This window comes from Streptomyces sp. NPDC029296 (genome assembly GCF_055569255.1).
The window spans coordinates 234481-252453 of record NZ_JBVHXT010000003.1 but is presented as its reverse complement, the minus strand read 5'-3'; the positions used below and the strand labels follow the sequence as shown (position 1 = coordinate 252453).

The following is a 17973-nucleotide window of genomic DNA, read 5'->3' as shown; positions in this document are numbered from 1 at the left end:
CGGGAGTGGGACGGGAGGTCATCCCCGGCGGGCGGCGCCGGGCGCCGCCTGGTGGTCGATGATGCGCAGGGCCTGGGCGACGGCCGACGCGGCGGCCGGGTCCCCGGCCCGTTCCGCGGCGTACCAGCGGTCGGTGAGCAGGGTGTCGTCGACGCGGGCCCAGGTGTGGTCCAGGGTGATCCGCCCGGGCAGCCGGCCCGTCGGCCGGGAGTCCTCGACCAGGCCGGCCGCCCGGGCACCGGCCCACACGCCGTCCCAGTAGCAGGCGATCAACTGGTTCGCCGCGTCGGCGAGTTGCTGGGCCTGCTGGCGGTAGTCGGCGGCGGCCGAGCGCCACTCGCCGACCATCCGCCCGTACCGGGCGAGCGCGGCCGGCGCCGGCTTCCTTCGCACCGTGTACTGGGTCACCACCCGCACCGACTCGGCCTGGATCCGGATGTGCAGCTCGCGGTGGGCCCGGAGCATGCGGGAGCGCAGCCGTGCGGTGCCGCGCCGCACCCGGGCGTGCAGGCCCAGGATGTACGGCGGGAGGCCGGCGGTGGTGTCGGCCGGTTCCCCGCCCTCCGGTTCCGTGAGGAATTGGAGAAGTTCCGCCGCGTCCCCGCGCCCGTGCGACCGGGCGCGTGCCGACGCCAGGAATCCGGCATTCAGGCGTCGGACCCGGACATTTATTCGAGCTTTGTTGATCATTTTCGAAAGTCCCCCATTCGTCGCGGGCGGTCCGGGTGGGAAGGCGCCGCGATGGGGAGAGGCTAGCGGAGCAAAACCCTTGACGGGACCGGTAGTTCGCGGGAAAACAGATCATTCTCGGGGGTGTTCCGGAAAACAACCGGATCCCGCCCGGCGCGGAGCCGGACGAAGGCGCCGAGGCAATTGCGGGCGTCCGCCGGCGCGCTGGATACTCCAAGCCGGTGCGAGGAGGAGAAGCCGTGGAATTACGTCTCGACGGGACGCACTACCCGTTGGAAACGCTGGGCCCGGGAAAACGGCTCGGCGTCTGGTTCCAGGGCTGCACGCTGGCCTGCGCCGGATGCATGTCCCGGCACACCTGGGACCCGGACGGGGGCGTTCCCGCCACGGTCCCGGAGGTGCTCGGGCTGTGGCGGCGGGCCCTCGCCGACGGCGCGGACGGCCTCACGGTCAGCGGCGGCGAGCCCCTCCAGCAGGCCGGGGCGCTCGCCCGCCTCCTCGCCGGCGCGGCACGGCTGCGCGACAGGGCCCGGCGGCACGAGGGGAACGCCGGGCCCCGCACGGTCGACCTGCTGGTGTACACCGGGTACGACTCCGGGGAGCTGACACCCGGGCGGAGCCGTGCCCTCGACGGTGCGGACGCCGTGATCACCGGCCGGTTCCGGGTGGCGGAACCCACCCGGCTGGCCTGGCGCGGCTCGGCCAACCAGCGGATCGTCCCGCTGACCCCGCTCGGCGCCGCCCGTTACGCCCCTCACCTCACCCGGGAGTCACCCGGCCCCCGGCTGCAGCCCGCGTCCGGCCCGGACGGGGCGCTGCGCCTGTACGGCGTCCCGCTGCGCGGCGAACTCACCGCGCTGGAACGCCGGCTGAGCGGGGACGGGGTGGCCCTCACGGAGCGGAGCTGGCGGCCGTGAGCAGCCGGGCGTGGCTCTCCTCCGGCGTGACCAGCAGCACCGACCAGGACGGGTCCCGGCGCAGCTCCTCGCGGACCGCGCCGAGCAGCCGCCGGGCCACCGTCTCCACGGGCAGCCCGCCCCGGCCGGAGCCCAGCAGCGGAAAACAGATCGAGGACATCGGCAGAGAGAGGAACTCGCTCTCGTGGCGGGCAAGTTCGAAGGACCTGCGCACCGCCTCGCCCAGTACGGCGGGGGACACGTGATAGCGGTCGCCGTCCCCGACCGGGGTGGCGATCGCCGCGTGGTGGATGCGCCGTACCCCCTGGGCGGCCAGGGCACCGGACGAGGTGGCGACGACCGTGCCCGGCCGCACCTGCATGCCCGTCCTGCCGTGTGTCCGCAGCCACACGCCCAGTTCCCGGGACAGCACGTCGTCCACGATCTCGCCCTGGGCGTCCCGCACGGCGGCGGCCCGGCGCAGCGCGCCGGAGACCGTGGGCCGGAAGGTCTTGGACATCTCCAGGTACGTGTTCTCCGAGGACACCAGGATGTCCACGTCCCGCACGTCCTCGATCGGGCACACCCGCACGGTGATCCGGCCCGCCCCGGTGGCCGCGCGCACCGGACCGGCGACGGCCGGGGCCGTGCGCACCCCGGGAGCGTCCCGCCCGGCCGCCGCGGGCTCCCGGACCACCTCGGCCGGCCGGCCGGCCGGCTGCCGGGCCACGGCCAGCACCGCCGCCGCCAGCTCGGCGATGACATCGTGCTCCTGGCTCTTGCGGAACCGCTCCGTCGTCACGCCGTAGACGGCCGCCGCGGACTTGCGCCGGTCGGTGCCGGGCACCCCCCGGCGCGCGGGGAAGATCCCGAACGAGTGGGCGGCGGCGCGGGCCAGCGGATCACTGGAGTCGTCGTCCCGCACCGGACGCCCGCCGGCCAGCCGCCGTACCGCCGCGCCCAGCAGTTCCTCGATGCCGGTCTGCTCGTCCTCCGGCCCGGCGCACAGCCCGGCCGCGACCGCCGCCTGACGCAGCGCGTCCCTGGTGCAGTGCCGCAGCCCGGGCAGACCGCGACGCCTCAGTTCCCGGAGTTCCGCCACGAGGCTCTCGTGCGAGGGCAGGGGGTGCATGCTGCGCATCGTAGTCCCGCCCGGAGGCCCGCTGAAGATCCGGGAAACCCCCTGTCGCCCGCCGGGAACCGGGATGTCCGCCTCCCCCCGCGGCCCCCGCACCGCACCGCCGCGCCCCACCGCGCGGCCCCCCGGCGCGCCCAGCGCGTTTCCCGGAAGGCCGGAAGATGACGACCACGCCGCCCACCCGATTCGTCGACCCCGCCGAAGGGGGCTTCACCGACGCCCGGTTCACCGAGACCCGCCCGGTCCTCGCCGAGGTGCCCCGCGAACTGGCCGACCGCTTCCCGCTCGTCGCCGTGCTCTCCGAGGCGCGGCGGCCCGCCGAGGCGGTCGTCCTGCGCGTCCGCGACCTGACGGCCCGGCACGGACCGGCGGAGATACCCCTGGTCCTCAAGTGGTACCACCGGCTGCACGCCCCGGACCCGGCCGTGGAACACGAGCTGCGCGAACTCGGCGCGCTCCCGGCACCCCACCTGGAACGGCTCCTGGAGACCGGCGAGGCGCACGGCCACCCCTGGCACCTGTACTGGTCGCACGGCGAGGAGACCCTGGAGAAGTACCACGAGGACCACCCCGACGGCCTGCCCGCCGACGCCGTCCGGTCCCTGGCGAGCCAGCTCCACGAGGCCGTCACCGCCCTGCACGGACGCGGCGTCGTCCACCGGGACATCACCCCGGACAACATCATGGTGCAGACCCGGCGCGGCGCCACGGCCGACCTCGTCCTCGTCGACTTCGGCGCCGCCGTCCACCGGCCCGACGAGGCCCTGGAGCCCCGCACGGACTGGCGCGGCAAGCCCCTCTACCTCGCGCCCGAGGCGGGACTGCTCCGGCAGACCGTCTCCGAGGGCGGCGACTGGTGGTCGCTCGGCATGGTCCTCGCCCAACTCGCCCTCGGCCGGCACCCGATCGAGTTCCGCCGGGACGAGGACGTGCTCGCGGAGATCGCCACCCACGACCCCGACGTCTCCGGCATCGCCGACGGCCGGACCCGCCTGCTCTGCGAGGGGCTGCTCACCCGGGCGCCCGAACACCGCTGGGGGGCCGCCCAGGTACGGGACTGGCTGGACGGCAAGGCACCCTACGCCGCCCCGCGCACCGACGGCCGGCTCTTCGCCGACGACCCCACGCGCCCCGTGCTCCGGCCGTTCCCCTTCATGGGCCGGGAGTTCACCGGCACCGAGTCGCTCGCCCTCCACCTGGACCAGAACCACGTCTCGGCCGCGCGCATGCTGGCCGACGACGCCGACCGGGCCCGGCTCGTGGAGTGGCTCGGTCAGTTCCGGACCGTCGGGGACCGCGGCGAGGAGGAACGGGGGCGGCTCGACAAGCTGTGCGAGGAACTGTCCCGGCCGCCGGCCCCCGAGGGCGTCGCCCGGCTGCTGGACTGGCTCGGCCCCGGCCTCGACGTCGCCTGGCACGGGGTCCGCCTGGACGCGCCCGGCATGCGCCTGCTGTGCCAGGGCGCCCGGGACGGGCACGCCGACGCGGTCGCGCTGCTCGGGCACCTGGCGCGGCACCCCGGGGTGCTGACCGAACTCGCCCGGCGGCCGGGCGGCCACGGACTGGACGGGACGGCCACCGCGTGGGCGGCCCTGCGCAACCGATGGGAGCCCACCGTCCGGGAGGTCGCGCGGGACCGGCAGGAGCGGACGGCCCTGCGGCGCACCGCCGAGGTGGACGCCTGGCTGCTGCAACTGGCCCGCGAGCCGGAGGCCACCAGGCGCCGGCTCACCGCCGCGCTGCGCAGCGTGCGCGCGGAACTGCCCGAACGCGTGCCCTGGTTCGACGCGCTGCTCTCCGCCCAGGACGACGACCCGCGTCTCGTCGTCGCCGTCCTGCTCGCCGCCCGGGCCCGGCAGGAGGCGGTGGAACGCAGGAGGCGGCGCGTCCAGGAGGAGGACGTGCGGCGGCTCGCGGCCGACCAGGACGGGATGTACGCCGTACTGCGCCGCCTGGACCGGCTGCCCACCCTCGGCTGGGCGCTGTTCGGCGCCGTCGTCGTCACGGCCCCCTGGACCTTCGTCATCGGCCTCGCCGACGTCCTCGGCCGCGCCCCCCAGGAGGCGGTGGTCACGGCCTGGCTGGAGGCGCTGCCCGCCGCCGCGGTCGTCTTCGTGGCGGAGCTGTGGACCGCCGTCTACATCGGCCCGCCCCTCTACCACCCCCACCGGTCGGTGGCCGGCCTCCTGATCCGGGGCGCGGACCGCCCCGGCCGGCTGGCCCGCACCCGGGCCGGCCGCTGGGCCGGGGCGGCGCTGCTCGTCCTCGCCGCCTTCCTCGGGTTCTACGCCGTCGCCGCCGCCCCCTGGCTGTGGCCGCTCGCCACGGCCGTCGCCGTCACCGCCTTCAGCGTCCGCCGCTGCCGGGCGTGGGGACGACAGCGGCGCCGGGCCCGGGCGCGCCACGGCACCCGGCGCCCCGGAACCCGCCCGGGACCCGGCCGCCGGGCCCTGGCATGGCGGCCCCGGCGCCGTGCGCGGCCGGCCCCGCCGGGGACCGGCCGTGCTCCCTGGTGGCGGCCCCGGCGTCCCGCGCGCCCGGCCCCGCCGGGCGCGCACCGGCCGGGCCGGGGCGCGTGGCGGCCGTGGGACGCCGTCCGGGCGCGAGGCGCGGCCCGCGAGCGGCCGGGGACGACGAACGACACGACAGGAGAACAGGCATGAGTTCGGGTTTCGCCATCCCCAGCATCCAGACGGTGGCACCCGCCGTGCACTTCGCGCCGCCCCCGCCGCCCCTGGACCCGCAGGCGCTGCCGCACACCGGCATGCTGCACCTGCACGACGCGGCCGGACAGGCCTCCGGCCACCTCGCCGACGCGGCCGGGCAGGCCGCCCACCAGGCCGCCGACGCCGCGCTCCAGGTGCTCGGCTCGCTCAGCGGCGTCCTGCTCGTCGGACGGGCCGCCCTGCTCGGCACCCGGCTGCTGGCCGCCGGAGCGGTCCGCGCCGCCGAGGAACAGCGGTGCCTGGAACGGCAGCAGCGGCTCGCGGCCACGGCGGCCGAGCAGTGGCAGGCCGCCGCGTTCGCCGCCGCCCGGGCCAACGCCCGCCGCCACGCCCTGCTGGCCCGGGTGACGCGCGCCCAGTCCTCCGACGGCCCGCCCGGGCCCCCGCCACGCCCCGACGTACCGCCCCCGCTGACCCCCGTCGGCGCCCGGCTCGCCGACCTGCGCCGCGAACTGGCCCGCACCGAGGAGGCCCTGCACCGCGCGGAACAACGGCAGGCCGCGTGGGAACAGCGGCGGATCTCCGCCCTGGTGCGGCTGGACGAGGACCGGGACGACGACTGGCAGCGCGCCCTGCGCGAGAGCCGGGAAGACGCGCTGCGCCGCTTCACCGCCGAGCGCACCGCCGAGGCCGAGGCCCGGGCGCCCCGCGCGCCCGCCCGCCCGCCGGCTCCCGCGCCGCTCGACGCCCGGGAGGTACGCCGTACCGGAGCCGGGATCCTCGGCGAACTGGACCCGTACGCCGCCCCGGAGGCGGCCGGCCTCGCCGCGCAGGCCGTCCGGGACGCCGTACGCCGCGCCGCCGAGGACCCGCGCCGGGCCCGCATCCACCTCACCGAGGCCCGCAAGTTCGTCCGCGACGCCAACCGGCAGGCGCGGGAGACCCGCGCGGAACAGGAACGCGCCGCCCTCCACCACGACTTCCTCGTGTACGAGACCCCGGACGGCGCCGAGGACCTCACCCCGGCGCCGGACGCCGTGGCCCTGCTGCGGCGCACCCTGGACGAGGGCGTCCCGCTCAGCCGGGCCGAACGGGACCTGGTCGAACGCCGGGTCGAGGAACGGGTGCACGCCCTGGAGGCCCTCTACGTCCGCGAGCGGTGCGCCGACGCCGTCGCGGAACTGGCCCGGAGGTCCGGCGGTCCGGCCGGGCTGGGCCAGGGCGCCGGGCAGGAGATCCGGCTCGACTGGACCCCGCCGGGCTGGGACCCCGGCCACTGGCTCCGGGCCACCCTGCTCGACGGCCGGCTGAACGTGGCGACCATGTACCGGGGCGGACCGGGGGAGCGGACCCCCGGACAGCGCGCCCTGGACGACGAGCGCTGCGCCGAGGCCCGGACGCGGTTCGCCGAACTGGAGGAGATCACCGAAGCACTGGGCCTCGCGCTCGAGTTCGAGGTCCAACACACCGAAGGGGCGCTGCCCGGGGTGCTGGGCGAGGACGCCCTGGTGCTCGACGAGCTGCTCGACGGGAAGGAGAGCCCCGCGGGCACGCGCGAGGACGTCCGTCACCTGCCGCTCAAGCAGCGGCAGGCGGGCGGCGAGGACCACCGCCGAGGCTAGACCGAGGCGACACGGCGGGGCCGCGAGCACACCGCTGCGGCCATGGCCCGCGCGCGGCCCGCGACAGCGCGCACCGGGGAGGAACGATGGACCTGTCCAAGGAAGACCGGCTGCCGCCCTTCGTGGAGGAGCTGACCGGAACGCTCGGCGTGCACGCGCAGTACGTCCTGCACGGCAACATCCGCGATCTGCACCTGGTGTCCCGGCGCGGCCGGGAGCGGTTCTACCCGCTGCTCGACGTGCTGTGGAACCCCCTGCGGCAGAAGGGCTACGAGGTACTGGTGGTCTGCGACCAGGTCAACGGCTTCGGCGTGGCCCAGTCCGGACAGGGCGACGCCGAGGCGGCCGTGGCCGAACTGCTGCGGGGCACCGACGAGTTCCCCGGCCACACGGCGGCCCGCCGCCAGGCGGTGCTGGACCAGATGCGCAACCTCACGAGCGGGTGGGCACGGCAGCGGACCGAGGCGCCGCGCGACGGCCGCCGGCTGCCGCCGCTCAGGGTGGCCCTGGTGATCGACCACGCCTCCCGGCTGCTCACCGACCCGTCCCGGCCGAGCGCCGACGAACGGGACTTCTTCCTCGCCTGCCTCAAACTCGCCCACGAGGCCGAGCCGTTGCCGCCCCGTCCCGGCACCGGCGCCGTCCCGCAGGGCCCCGGCCTGTTCAACCCGGTGATCTGGCTCGCCGACGGGGAGCGGGACATCCCCGCGTGGCTGATCTCCGGCAGCGAGCGGATCCGTGCCATCGCCGTACCGGAACCGGACGCGGACGAACGCTCCACGATGGCCCGCCTCCTGCACCAGGTCTACGAGCGGTACCCCGGCCACGGCACCCGCGACGGCGCCGCCGCGCCCGGCGGCACGGACGCCGAGGAGACCTCCCGCGCGGTCGGCGCCTTCGCCCGCGCGGCCTCCGGACTGAGCCTGCGGGCCATGGAGGAGAGCGTGAAGCTGGCCCGTTCCCGCGGCCTGCCGTTCGCCGCCATGCCCGACGCCGTACGGATCTACCGGCTGGGCGTGGAGAAGAACCCCTGGGGCCGCGACGAGATCCGCCGGCGCATCCTGCGCGGCGAGGACCCCGCGAACGAACGGTCCATCCCCCGCCGGGTGCTGGGCCAGGACGCGGCCGTGGCGCGGACCCTGGACATCCTCAAGCGGGCCGCGCTGGGGCTGTCCGGCGCCCAGGCCACCAGCCCCGGGCACCGGCCGCGCGGTGTGCTGTTCTTCGCCGGACCGACCGGCACCGGCAAGACCGAACTGGCCAAGGCCGTGGCCTCCGTGCTGTTCGACAGCGACCAGGCGTACCTCCGGTTCGACATGAGCGAGTTCTCGGCCGCGCACTCCGCCGACCGGCTCGTCGGCGCGCCCCCGGGCTATGTCGGATACGAGGCGGGCGGCGAACTGACCTCCGCGGTACGGGAGAACCCCTTCCGGGTCATCCTCTTCGACGAGATCGAGAAGGCCGACAAGGGCATCCTGGACAAGTTCCTCCAGGTGCTGGAGGACGGCCGGCTCACCGACGGGCAGGGCGTCACCACCTACTTCAGCGAGTGCGTGCTCATCTTCACCTCCAACCTCGGTGTGCAGCGCACGGACCCGGAGACCGGGGAACGCGAGTGGATCGTGGCGCCCGGCACGCCGTACAAGGAGCTGGAGGCCACCGTCCGGGACAACGTCAAGAAGCACTTCGAGCAGGTCATCGGCCGGCCGGAGCTGATGAACCGGATCGGCGGCAACGTCGTCGTCTTCGACTTCATCTCCGACGACGTCGCCGAGCGGATCTTCGACCTCCAGGTCCGCAACATCCAGCGGCAGCTGGCCCAGGGACACCGGCTGGTCCTGCGGATCGAGGACAAGGCCCGCCGTGAGCTGCTGGAGCACTGCACCCGGGACAAGTGGAACGGCGGCCGGGGCATCGGCATGGTGCTGGAGACCCATCTGGTCAACCCGCTCGCCCGGGAACTGTTCACCGCGCCCGACCTCGGCCCCGGCAGCACGGTGGTGGTGACGGAGGTGCGCGAGGCGGAGAGCGGCCGGGTGGACACCAAGGTCGTCGTGAGGAAGGGAGACACCGGTGGCGGGGGTACGGAACTGGGATGACCACGACTGGTTCGACGACGGCGACGAGCCCGGCCCCGGCACCGGCACCGGCACCGGCACCGGGCCCGGGGCCGGGACGGATGCCGAACCGGCTGCCGGCGGACCGGCCGCCGACGGGCGGGACGGTGCCGGGGGAGGGGACGACGTCGAAGACTGGCAGCCCGTGGGGGGTGTCACCGCCCTGCGCCACCGGCCCCGGCCGGCACCCGCGCCCCCGTCCCTCGGCGAACGGTGCCCGCGCTGTGCCACGGTCGTCCCGGCCGGCACGCCCGCCTGCCCCGGCTGTCTGACCCCGGTCGGCGCGGGCCCGCGTCCGCAGCGGCTGGCCGGCGGCGTGCTGCGGCTGGTGTTCCGGGCCGGCGGCGGCCATCTCGACGTGCCGCGCGGCGGGGAACTGCGGCTCGGGCGGAGCAGCAGCTGGGCCCCCGAGGCGTCGGTGCTGCTGGCGGACGAGGAGACCGTGTCGGCGCGGCACGCGGTCGTCGTGCACACCGCGGAGGGGAGGGCCTGGGTGAGCGAGGTCGCGCGGGGCGCCACCAACGGCACCCGGGTCAACGACCGTGTCCTGGTGCCCGGCCAGGACGTCCGCCTGCGCAACGACGACCGGCTCGAACTCGGCCCCAAGGTCTCTTTCCAGGTCCGCGGCGTCGAGGACGAGCCGGCCGAGGGGGACTGAGCGGAGGCGGCGGGCCCGGGCCCGGCCCGGACCCGTCGCGGGTCAGTCCCGGCCGCCGCGCAGCGCGGCCACCGCGGACTTCGCGGCCTTGATGGCGCCCTTGTTGATCTCGCCCGTCGTCGGGGCCGTGCGGGACTCGAAGTCGCTGCCGCTGTAGGTGACGACGACGAGGGCGTTGGCGACGCGGACCAGCACCACGCCCTCGCGGGTCTGCTGGCCGTCCTCCGTGGTCAGGCCGACGACGGAGTACGCGGTGTCGCCGAGCCCCGGCACGGCCCCGCCGCCGCTCTTCTCCGCGACCCGCTGCTCGTACTCCCCCGTCGCCTCCCGGTCCGACTCGCCGATCTCGAACGACACGTCCAGCCAGCGGTAGTCGTAGCCGTGGAGCGCGTTCCAGGAGCAGGTGCGGCGCAACCTGGTGTCCGTCGACGGAATCTCCTTGCCGGCCGGCTTCGCGCCCGGCACCAGGGACGCGAGGACGGCCGCGGGCACGCCGGCGCAGGGCGGGGGCGCGGTGGTGTACGCCGGTGCGGCCGTGGTGGCGGACGGGGCGGCAAAAGAGGCTCCGGCGGCCGGGTTCCGGGGCGGCTGGTGCCCGGCGGCGGGCGGCGCGGCCGGTCCGCAGGACAGCGCCCAGCCGGTGCAGGCCAGCACCGCGACCGGCGACAGACGCGCGGTGAGAGCGAGCGGCAGGGGAAGGGAACGCACGACGCACTTCTCGTGGGAATGGGGGTGGAGGGGTCCGCGGGGCGGACGGGGTACGACAGTGTCACACGACTGCCTGTGCGGCGGAAGTGCCGACGCACTCCGTACCGGGCCGGTCACCGGCCCCGGTCACGATGTGTCCCTTCGTCCCTCATGCGCCCCTCCGAGCGCGCCCCGGACCACGGGAGGCTACGGCACGCGCCCCGTCCACTGAGGGGAGCCGAACTTCGTGCGGGCCAGTTCCTCCGCCCGGGTCAGCTCCTCGTCGGTGACCTTGCCCTCGGCCAGGCCGTAGCGTGCGCGGAAGGACTCGATCATGCGGTCGATGACGGCCTCGCGCGGCAGTCCCGTCTGCCGGCGCAGCGGATCGACCCGCTTCTTCGCGCTCCGCGTCCCCTTGTCGGACAGCTTCTCCCGCCCGATCCGCAGCACCTCGACCATCTTGTCGGCGTCGATGTCGTACGACATCGTCACGTGGTGGAGCACGGCACCCGGGCCGCCGCCGGGCCCGACCATCCGCTTCTGCGCCGCGCCCGCGATCTTGCCCTGGTCGGTGGCGATGTCGTTCAGCGGCTGGTACCAGGCCCGGATGCCCAGGTCGCCGAGGGCACCGAGGACCCAGTCGTCCAGATAGGCGTAGCTGTCCTGGAAGGACAGGCCCTGGACGAGGGACTCGGGCACCGACAGCGAGTAGGTGATCGTGTTGCCGGGCTCCACGAACATCGCGCCGCCGCCGGAGATCCGCCGCACCACCTCGATGCCGTGCCGGGCGGCGCCCTCCGGGTCGACCTCGTTGCGCAGCGACTGGAAGCTGCCGATGATCACCGCCGGGGCGCCCCACTCCCACACCCGCAGCGTCGGCGGGCGCCGGCCCGCGGCCACCTCGGCGGTCAGCACCTCGTCCAGCGCCATGTGCAGGGCCGGCGGCTGCGGGGCCTCGTGGACGAGCTGCCAGTCGTAGTCGGTCCAGTCCGTGGCGTGTGCGAGTGCCCGGCGCACCGCGATGCCGACACCCTCCGAGGTCAGGCCGTACATCACCGTGCCCGCCGGCAGTGCCGCGTCGATGCGCGCGGCCAGCCCCGCCGCGTCGGTGTCCGCGGGTGCGCCCTCCAGGGCGCCGTTCACCGCGTCCAGGGCCTCGTCGGGCTCCAGGAAGAAGTCGCCCGCCACGCGCACGTGCCGCAGCGCGCCCTCCTCGACCTCCACGTCCACGACGACGAGCTTGCCGCCGGGCACCTTGTACTCACCGTGCACTGCCTTGACCTCCGTTCCCGCCGCACGGATCAACGTCCGGCCCGCCCGGGGTGTTCCCGGCGGGCCGGACGGCTCCGTGCGATCACCCGGCCGGCGTACCCGGGACTCGGGACGCCGGCCGGGGCCTTGCGGGCGTCACTTCAGGTAGGGGCCGTCGGTGCCGATCTTGCCGGGGCCGCCGAGCACGTACACCCGCAGGTTGCCCTTGCCCGGAGCGGCGACGGACAGCGTGCCGTTGGAGACGGTCTTGACGTCTCCGGTGACGGCGTCGGTGTAGGTGCCGTTCGGGATGCCGGTGTAGGTGGCGCCGCCGGTGACCGTGACCAGGGCGAAGCTGTCCGTGCCGCCGCTGGTGTAGCGGCGCTTGAACGCCATGCCCCCCGAGATGCCGTCGGTGGAGTACTGGCCCCTCTGCAGGGCCGGCACGGCCCGGCGGATCTGGTTGAGCCGCTGGAGGTGCTTGACCAGGGGCTGGGCGAGGGTGTCGGCGACCGCGCCGGTGGCGGAGCCGGCCTTGCCGAAGTCCGCGGCGGTGACGGTGCCGGCCAGGTGGTCGCCGTAGTAGGCGCGTCCGGTGGAGGCGAGCGGGCAGGTGGGACCGCAGTCGATCTGCTTGCCCTTCTGGAACTCGATCTCCGAGCCGTAGTACAGCGTCGGGATGCCGCGGAAGGTCCACATCAGGGACATGTTCTCGGCCCAGGCGTCGGTGCCGCCGCTGTAGCGGGTGGACGACTTGTTCGGGCCGTAGTCGTGGCTGTCGACGTAGACGACGTTGTAGGTGGCGTCGTTGACGCTGTCGTCGGAGTCCTTGCCGTTGCCGTAGGCGTTCTGCGCGTCACCGAAGTTCATGTGCATGCGCATGTCGATGATGTTCATGCCGGAGGCCCGCGAGTGGTCCGGGGCGTGGTAGGTGTTGCCGTCGAGGAAGGCGTTGGTGGAGGTGGGCTGGTTGCCGGTGCCGAGCTGTTCCTCGTAGTCGTACTGTTCGAGGGCCGCCCGGGTGTCGTCGGCGCTGTACTCCTTGCGTTCCTTCCAGGTGAAGAACTGGGCGGAGTGGTTCACCGACCCGCGGTTCCACTTGTCGTTGACGAAGGCCCCGACCTCGGCGAAGACGAAGAAGTTGGCCGCCTTCTGAGCACCGAACTTCTGGGTGACCCGTTCCTGGATGGCGGGCAGGAAGCGGCGGTTCCAGGTGACCCGGGGGACGTGGACGGCCGTGTCCAGGCGGAAGCCGTCGACGCCCATGTCGATGTACTTGTCGTAGGCGCCGATGAGGTAGTTCTGCACCGCGGTGGACTCGGTGTCGAAGTCGGCGAGGTCCTCGTGCAGCCAGCAGGAGCGTGAGTCCTCGCCCTCCCAGTTGCCGATCCAGCACTGGTGGTAGTACTGCTTGGGGAACATGCCCGAGGTGGGGCTGGGCCACTGGCAGTTGTAGACGGTGTAGCCCTCCGCGCTCCTGCCGCCGGTGGGCTTGCCCCAGTTGACGCAGGTGTTGCCGGCCGGTTCGGCGGTGGACCACAGGTCGCCGTTGTAGTACGACTTGCCGGACTTGGGCTCGACCGTCAGGCCGTCGTACTCGAAGCCTTCGTTCTTCTCGTCGTAGTACCAGCTCCACTGGCTGTCGCGGACGCCGTACACGGTCGGGGTGAACAGGCCCTTGGCGCCCCAGCGGGAGCTGTGGTTGTACACCACGTCCTGGTAGATCTTCATGCCCTTGGCGTGGGCCGCGTTGATCAGGTCCTGGTAGGAGGCGCCGGCCGATTCCAGGCGCGGGTCGACCTTGTAGAAGTCGTAGCCGTGGTAGCCGTGGTAGTCGTAGTCCGAGCGGTTGAGGACCACGGGGGTGATCCAGACGGCGGAGAAGCCGAGGGCCTTGATGTAGTCGAGTTTGTCGACCAGACCCTTGAAGTCGCCGCGGAACATGGGGTCGTCGCCGGCCGCGTTGCCGGACTTCACGTGCTGGCTGCCGCCGCGGTCGTTGCCGCTGTCACCGTCGTAGAAGCGGGCGGTGAGGACGAAGTAGATGGGGTCCCCCCGCGGGTCGGTGCCCAGCGGGGTGCCGGTGGCGGGCTCCGGTGCCCTCTCGCCGGTGGTCACCGTGGCCGCCGCCGAGGCGGGCGAGGTGTTGCCGGCCGCGTCGACCGCCTTGACGGTGTAGGTGTAGGCCGTCCTCTCCTCCAGCCCGGTGTCGGTCAGCACCGTGGAGGTGACGTCGGTGACGGTCGTGCCCTTGGTGCCGCCGGTGCGGGTGACCTGGTACTTCACCACACCCGTGTCGTCGGTGGCCGCGTCCCAGCCCACCACGACGGAGGTGTGGGTGGCGGTGGCGGTGACCTTGGCGGGCGCCGTCGGGGCCTGGGTGTCGGGGTCCGCCGCGGCGCAGGGGTTCTTCGCCCCGGTGGTGACCTTCCGGTCCCGCACGGTGGTGGTGCCCGTGGCGAGCGCGTAGTCGGTGCCGTTGTTGTTGTCCCAGACGCCGTTGCCGTTGTTGAACGCCGCCTTGAGCGAGGTGGCGGTGCCGATGTCGAGGGTCTTCTTCCACCAGCCGGTGCAGGCGGGCTCCATGCCGACGCCGGGTGCGGTGGTCCAGGCGCCGCCGGCCGGGGCGTAGTGGATGTTGGCGGTGGTCCAGCCGGTCGTGGCCGTCGCGTAGTAGACGGTCGCCTCGTTGCCGGAGCCCGTGCCGGTGTCCGCGCACGGGTCGCTGTGGGCGATCACCCCGTCCTTGACGGTGACGGTTCCGGTGCCCAGGGCGTAGTTGCCGCCGCCGTTGTTGTCCCAGGTGCCGCTGCCGTTGTTGAAGGTCGCCCGCAGCCCGGTGGCCGAGCCGAGGTCGACGGTCTTCTTCACCCAGTCCGTGCAGGCGGGTTCCATGCCGACACCGGGGACGGCCGTCCACGACCCGCCGTCGGGTGCGTAGTGCAGATAGGTGGACGGCCAGTTCTTCGTCTTCGTGTAGTAGAAGACGGTCGTCGTGGCGGAGGCGGCGGCCGTCGGCCGCATCGGGTCCGGCGGGGACTGCGACGGGCCGGTGAGCAGTGCGATCACCCCGGCGGCCGCGGCGCCCGCGGCGAGCGCGCGGCGGAGCGGGCGGGGTCGTGGTGGTGCGCTCGGAGGGGCTGTTGACCTTGATCTCATGACGTCTCCCGGGCAGCGGTTGGGGAGTTGATGAAACTGGAGACAGTAACTTGCTGCAACTACTTGCAGCAGCGGAAGCTACAGGGACATGACAGCCAGGTAAAGGGATCCGGCAGAGACCGGGCCCCGCCGGCGTAGCCGGCCGCGCCACGGGGCAGCTTCTGATCCGGCAGCCGCTCCGGTGCGGACCGGCCGACGCGCACACCGAGGTGAGACATGCGGTTCACGACCCGACCCACCCTGCAAGGCACCTTCGGCATGGTCTCCTCCACGCACTGGCTGGCCTCCCAGTCGGCGATGGCGGTGCTGGAGGACGGCGGCAACGCCTTCGACGCGGCCGTGGCCGGCGCGTTCGTGCTGCACGTCGTGGAACCGCACCTGAACGGGCCGGCCGGCGAGGTCCCGATCCTGCTCGCCCCGGCGGGCGGCGACGTGCGCGTGCTGTGCGGACAGGGCGTGGCCCCGGCGGGCGCCACCCCGGCCCGCTACCGGGGGCTCGGGCTGGACCTGGTCCCCGGCACCGGACCGCTCGCCGCCGCCGTGCCCGGCGCCTTCGACGCCTGGCTGCTCCTGCTGCGCGACCACGGCACCAGGTCCCTCGACGACGTCCTGAAGTACGCCATCGGCTACGCCGAGCACGGGCACGCGCCCGTGGAGAACGTCGGCGCGACCGTGGAGAGCGTACGGCGGCTGTTCGAGACCGAGTGGACGTCGTCGGCCGAGGTGTACCTGCCCGGCGGCCGGCCGCCCCGCCCGGGCACGCTGCTGCGCAACCCCGCGCTCGCCGCCACCTGGAAACGGCTGCTGGCCGAGACGGCGCACGCGGGCGGCCGGGAGGCGCGGATCGACGCCGCGCGCGAGGTGTGGCGCTCCGGCTTCATCGCCGAGGCGCTGGTCCGGCAGTCCGGGCGGCCCACCCTGGACACCAGCGGCGAACGGCACACCGGCACGCTCACCGAGGCCGACCTGGCCGGCTGGTCCGCCCACTACGAGACCCCGGTGACCTACGACTGGAACGGCTGGACCGTGTGCAAGGCCGGCCCCTGGAGCCAGGGCCCGGTCCTGCTCCAGCAGCTCGCCCTGCTCCCGCCCGAGCTGCCCGCCCCCGGCTCCGCCGACCACGTCCACCTGCTGATCGAGGGCTGCAAGCTCGCCATGGCCGACCGCGAGGCCTGGTACGGCGACGCCGCCGAGGTCCCGCTCGCCGAGCTGCTGTCGGACGACTACAACGCCGGGCGGCGGGCGCTGATCGGCGCGAAGGCCTCCCACGACCTGCGCCCCGGCAGCCCCGGCGGACGCCCCCCGAGGCTGCCCGCCCACGCGCACGCGGTGGCGGACGCGCGGCCCGGCTTCGACCCGCTGGGCGCCGGTGAGCCGACCGTCGCCCCGCTGCCCGGCTCGCCCACCCTCGCGGAGGCCACCGGGCAGGCACAGGCGACCGGTGAGGCCGAGGTGGCCGCCGACGGCTCGATGCGGGGCGACACCTGCCACCTGGACGTGGTCGACCGCTGGGGCAACATGATCGCGGCCACGCCCAGCGGCGGCTGGCTCCAGTCCAACCCCGTCGTGCCCGAACTCGGCTTCCCGCTCGGCACCCGGCTGCAGATGACCTGGCTGGAGGAGGGCCTGCCGGGCACCCTCACCCCCGGCCGCCGCCCCCGCACCACCCTCACCCCGTCCCTCGCGCTGCGCGACGGGGTGCCGGTCCTGGCGTTCGGCACGCCGGGCGGGGACCAGCAGGACCAGTGGCAGCTGCACTTCTTCGTGGCCGCCGTGCTGGGCGCCCCCGTCCGCGGCGGCCTCGACCTCCAGGGCGCCATCGACGCCCCCAACTGGCACAACGAAAGCTTCCCCGGCTCCTTCCACCCGCGCCGCCGGCGCCCCGGCAGCGTGACCGTGGAGTCCCGCATGGACCCCGGAGTGATCGGGGAACTGCGGCGGCGCGGCCATGACGTCACCGTCGGCCCGCCCTGGTCCGAAGGCCGGCTGTGCGCGGTGGCCCGGGACCCGCGGACCGGCATCCTGTCGGCGGCGGCGAACCCGCGGGGGATGCAGGGCTACGCGGTGGGCCGCTGACGCCCTGCCCGGGGGACCCTCCCGGAGCCCCCGCTGTTCACGGCGATTCCACCCCGCGGACACCCGCGGGCCGGGGGCTGTCAGTGGGACGTGGTCTGATGGGAGGCATGATCGAAGAGACGGAAACCATCGAGGAGTTTCTCGCCCGCCGCTCGGCCGACGTGGAGGAGGCGGTCCGCGAGGCCGCCGCGGCCGAGATCCTGCCCCGCTTCCGCCGCCTCGCCGCCCACGAGGTGGACCAGAAGAGCGGCCCGCACGACCTGGTCACGGACGCCGACCGGCTCGCCGAACTGCGGCTCACCGAGGCCCTCGGCGCCCTGCTGCCCGGCTCCGTGGTGGTCGGGGAGGAAGCCGTGCACGCCAACCCGGCGGTCTACGAGGCGCTCCGGGGCGACACCCCGGTCTGGATCGTCGACCCGGTCGACGGCACCCGCCAGTTCGTCCACGGCGACGACGGCTTCTGCACCCTCGTGGCCCTCGCCCACCGCGGCACCGTGATCGCCTCCTGGACCTACGCCGCCGCGCGCGGCCGGTTCGCCACCGCCGTCCGCGGCCGGGGCGCCTTCCTCGACGGCGAGCGGCTGTTCGCCGGCCCGCCCGAGCCCGGCCGGGCCCTCGTCGTCGCCACCTCCCACCCGGACTACACCACCGACGGGCAGAAGCGCGCGCTGCGCGCCCTGTGGACCGACGGCCTCGCCCCGCGCGCGTGCGGCTCCGCCGGCCTCGAATACCTCGCGGTCGCCCGGGGCGAACTGGACGCCGTCGCGTTCTCCTGGGAGGCCGCCTGGGACCACGCGGCCGGACTGCTCCTGGTCGAGGAGGCCGGCGGCGCGCACCTCACCCTGACCGGCGAGCCGTTCCGCGTCACCGGCGGCAACGCCCTGCCGTTCACCGCCGCCCGGGACGCCGCCACCGCCCGCCGGGTGGCCGGCCTGCTGCGCACCGCCTCCTGACCGGCCGCGACCACCCGGACCGGGGAGTGCCGGTGCCCCGGCCTATCCTGATCCCGAAGG

12 protein-coding genes are annotated in these 17973 nt (G+C 74.6%); 7 read left to right on the top strand and 5 right to left on the bottom strand.

What is annotated here, in order from left to right:
- Positions 1 to 18: 18 nt before the first annotated feature.
- Complete coding sequence (locus tag ACZ4W9_RS04155) at positions 19 to 690, bottom strand: hypothetical protein (protein WP_467933026.1); 672 nt, start codon at positions 688 to 690, stop codon at positions 19 to 21.
- Positions 691 to 929: 239 nt separating this feature from the next.
- Between ACZ4W9_RS04155 and ACZ4W9_RS04150 the strand changes: the two genes are divergently transcribed.
- Positions 930 to 1607, top strand: a complete 678-nt coding sequence (locus ACZ4W9_RS04150; protein WP_467933024.1) for a 4Fe-4S single cluster domain-containing protein — start codon at positions 930 to 932, stop codon at positions 1605 to 1607.
- Here the strand turns inward: ACZ4W9_RS04150 and ACZ4W9_RS04145 are convergent.
- On the bottom strand, positions 1582 to 2718 hold the full coding sequence (locus ACZ4W9_RS04145) for a macro domain-containing protein (protein WP_467933023.1): 1137 nt from the start codon (positions 2716 to 2718) through the stop codon (positions 1582 to 1584). The two genes, ACZ4W9_RS04150 and ACZ4W9_RS04145, sit on opposite strands and share 26 nt — an antisense overlap.
- Positions 2719 to 2885: 167 nt before the next feature.
- Between ACZ4W9_RS04145 and ACZ4W9_RS04140 the strand changes: the two genes are divergently transcribed.
- The 4 genes from ACZ4W9_RS04140 to ACZ4W9_RS04125 all read left to right on the top strand — a co-directional run bounded on the left by ACZ4W9_RS04140 (position 2886) and on the right by ACZ4W9_RS04125 (position 9787).
- Positions 2886 to 5387 carry a protein kinase domain-containing protein gene (locus ACZ4W9_RS04140; protein ID WP_467933022.1) on the top strand — a complete coding sequence of 834 codons (2502 nt, stop codon included), beginning with the start codon at positions 2886 to 2888 and terminating at the stop codon, positions 5385 to 5387.
- Complete coding sequence (locus ACZ4W9_RS04135; protein WP_467933021.1) at positions 5384 to 7012, top strand: hypothetical protein; 1629 nt, start codon at positions 5384 to 5386, stop codon at positions 7010 to 7012. The genes ACZ4W9_RS04140 and ACZ4W9_RS04135 overlap by 4 nt, the downstream gene beginning before the upstream one ends.
- Positions 7013 to 7098: 86 nt before the next feature.
- Positions 7099 to 9111 (top strand): AAA family ATPase, encoded by a 2013-nt coding sequence (locus ACZ4W9_RS04130; protein ID WP_467933019.1) that lies wholly within the window; start codon positions 7099 to 7101, stop codon positions 9109 to 9111.
- The gene (locus tag ACZ4W9_RS04125; protein WP_467933018.1) at positions 9086 to 9787 is read left to right on the top strand and encodes an FHA domain-containing protein; all 702 of its coding nucleotides are present in this window, start codon (positions 9086 to 9088) and stop codon (positions 9785 to 9787) included. Before ACZ4W9_RS04130 ends, ACZ4W9_RS04125 begins: the two co-directional genes overlap by 26 nt.
- A gap of 42 nt (positions 9788 to 9829) precedes the next feature.
- Here the strand turns inward: ACZ4W9_RS04125 and ACZ4W9_RS04120 are convergent, their stop codons facing one another.
- The 3 genes from ACZ4W9_RS04120 to ACZ4W9_RS04110 form a co-directional block, all read right to left on the bottom strand.
- Entirely contained in the window at positions 9830 to 10495 is a 666-nt protein-coding gene (locus tag ACZ4W9_RS04120; RefSeq protein ID WP_467933017.1) for a hypothetical protein, read from the bottom strand.
- Positions 10496 to 10681: 186 nt separating this feature from the next.
- Positions 10682 to 11746: a lipoate--protein ligase family protein gene (locus tag ACZ4W9_RS04115; protein ID WP_467933015.1), complete on the bottom strand. Its 1065-nt coding sequence runs from the start codon at positions 11744 to 11746 to the stop codon at positions 10682 to 10684.
- 135 nt (positions 11747 to 11881) lie between these two features.
- Complete coding sequence (locus ACZ4W9_RS04110) at positions 11882 to 14884, bottom strand: carbohydrate binding domain-containing protein (RefSeq protein WP_467933014.1); 3003 nt, start codon at positions 14882 to 14884, stop codon at positions 11882 to 11884.
- A 216-nt stretch (positions 14885 to 15100) separates the two neighbouring features.
- Between ACZ4W9_RS04110 and ACZ4W9_RS04105 the strand changes: the two genes are divergently transcribed.
- A complete protein-coding gene (locus ACZ4W9_RS04105) occupies positions 15101 to 16960 on the top strand; it encodes a gamma-glutamyltransferase family protein (RefSeq protein WP_467933013.1) in 1860 nt (619 codons plus the stop codon).
- Between the two features lie 107 nt (positions 16961 to 17067).
- Positions 17068 to 17913: an inositol monophosphatase family protein gene (locus ACZ4W9_RS04100; RefSeq protein ID WP_467933011.1), complete on the top strand. Its 846-nt coding sequence runs from the start codon at positions 17068 to 17070 to the stop codon at positions 17911 to 17913.
- The last annotated feature ends 60 nt before the right edge of the window (positions 17914 to 17973 follow it).

Bases quoted from the DNA above. Each gene is read 5' to 3' on its own strand.
- ACZ4W9_RS04105 (WP_467933013.1), top strand. From the start codon at position 15,101: ATGCGGTTCACGACCCGACCCACCCTGCAAGGCACCTTCGGCATGGTC.
- ACZ4W9_RS04135 (WP_467933021.1), top strand. From the start codon at position 5,384: ATGAGTTCGGGTTTCGCCATCCCCAGCATCCAGACGGTGGCACCCGCC.
- ACZ4W9_RS04130 (WP_467933019.1), top strand. From the start codon at position 7,099: ATGGACCTGTCCAAGGAAGACCGGCTGCCGCCCTTCGTGGAGGAGCTG.
- ACZ4W9_RS04155 (WP_467933026.1), bottom strand. From the start codon at position 690: ATGATCAACAAAGCTCGAATAAATGTCCGGGTCCGACGCCTGAATGCC.
- ACZ4W9_RS04110 (WP_467933014.1), bottom strand. From the start codon at position 14,884: ATGAGATCAAGGTCAACAGCCCCTCCGAGCGCACCACCACGACCCCGC.
- ACZ4W9_RS04100 (WP_467933011.1), top strand. From the start codon at position 17,068: ATGATCGAAGAGACGGAAACCATCGAGGAGTTTCTCGCCCGCCGCTCG.
- ACZ4W9_RS04145 (WP_467933023.1), bottom strand. From the start codon at position 2,718: ATGCACCCCCTGCCCTCGCACGAGAGCCTCGTGGCGGAACTCCGGGAA.
- ACZ4W9_RS04140 (WP_467933022.1), top strand. From the start codon at position 2,886: ATGACGACCACGCCGCCCACCCGATTCGTCGACCCCGCCGAAGGGGGC.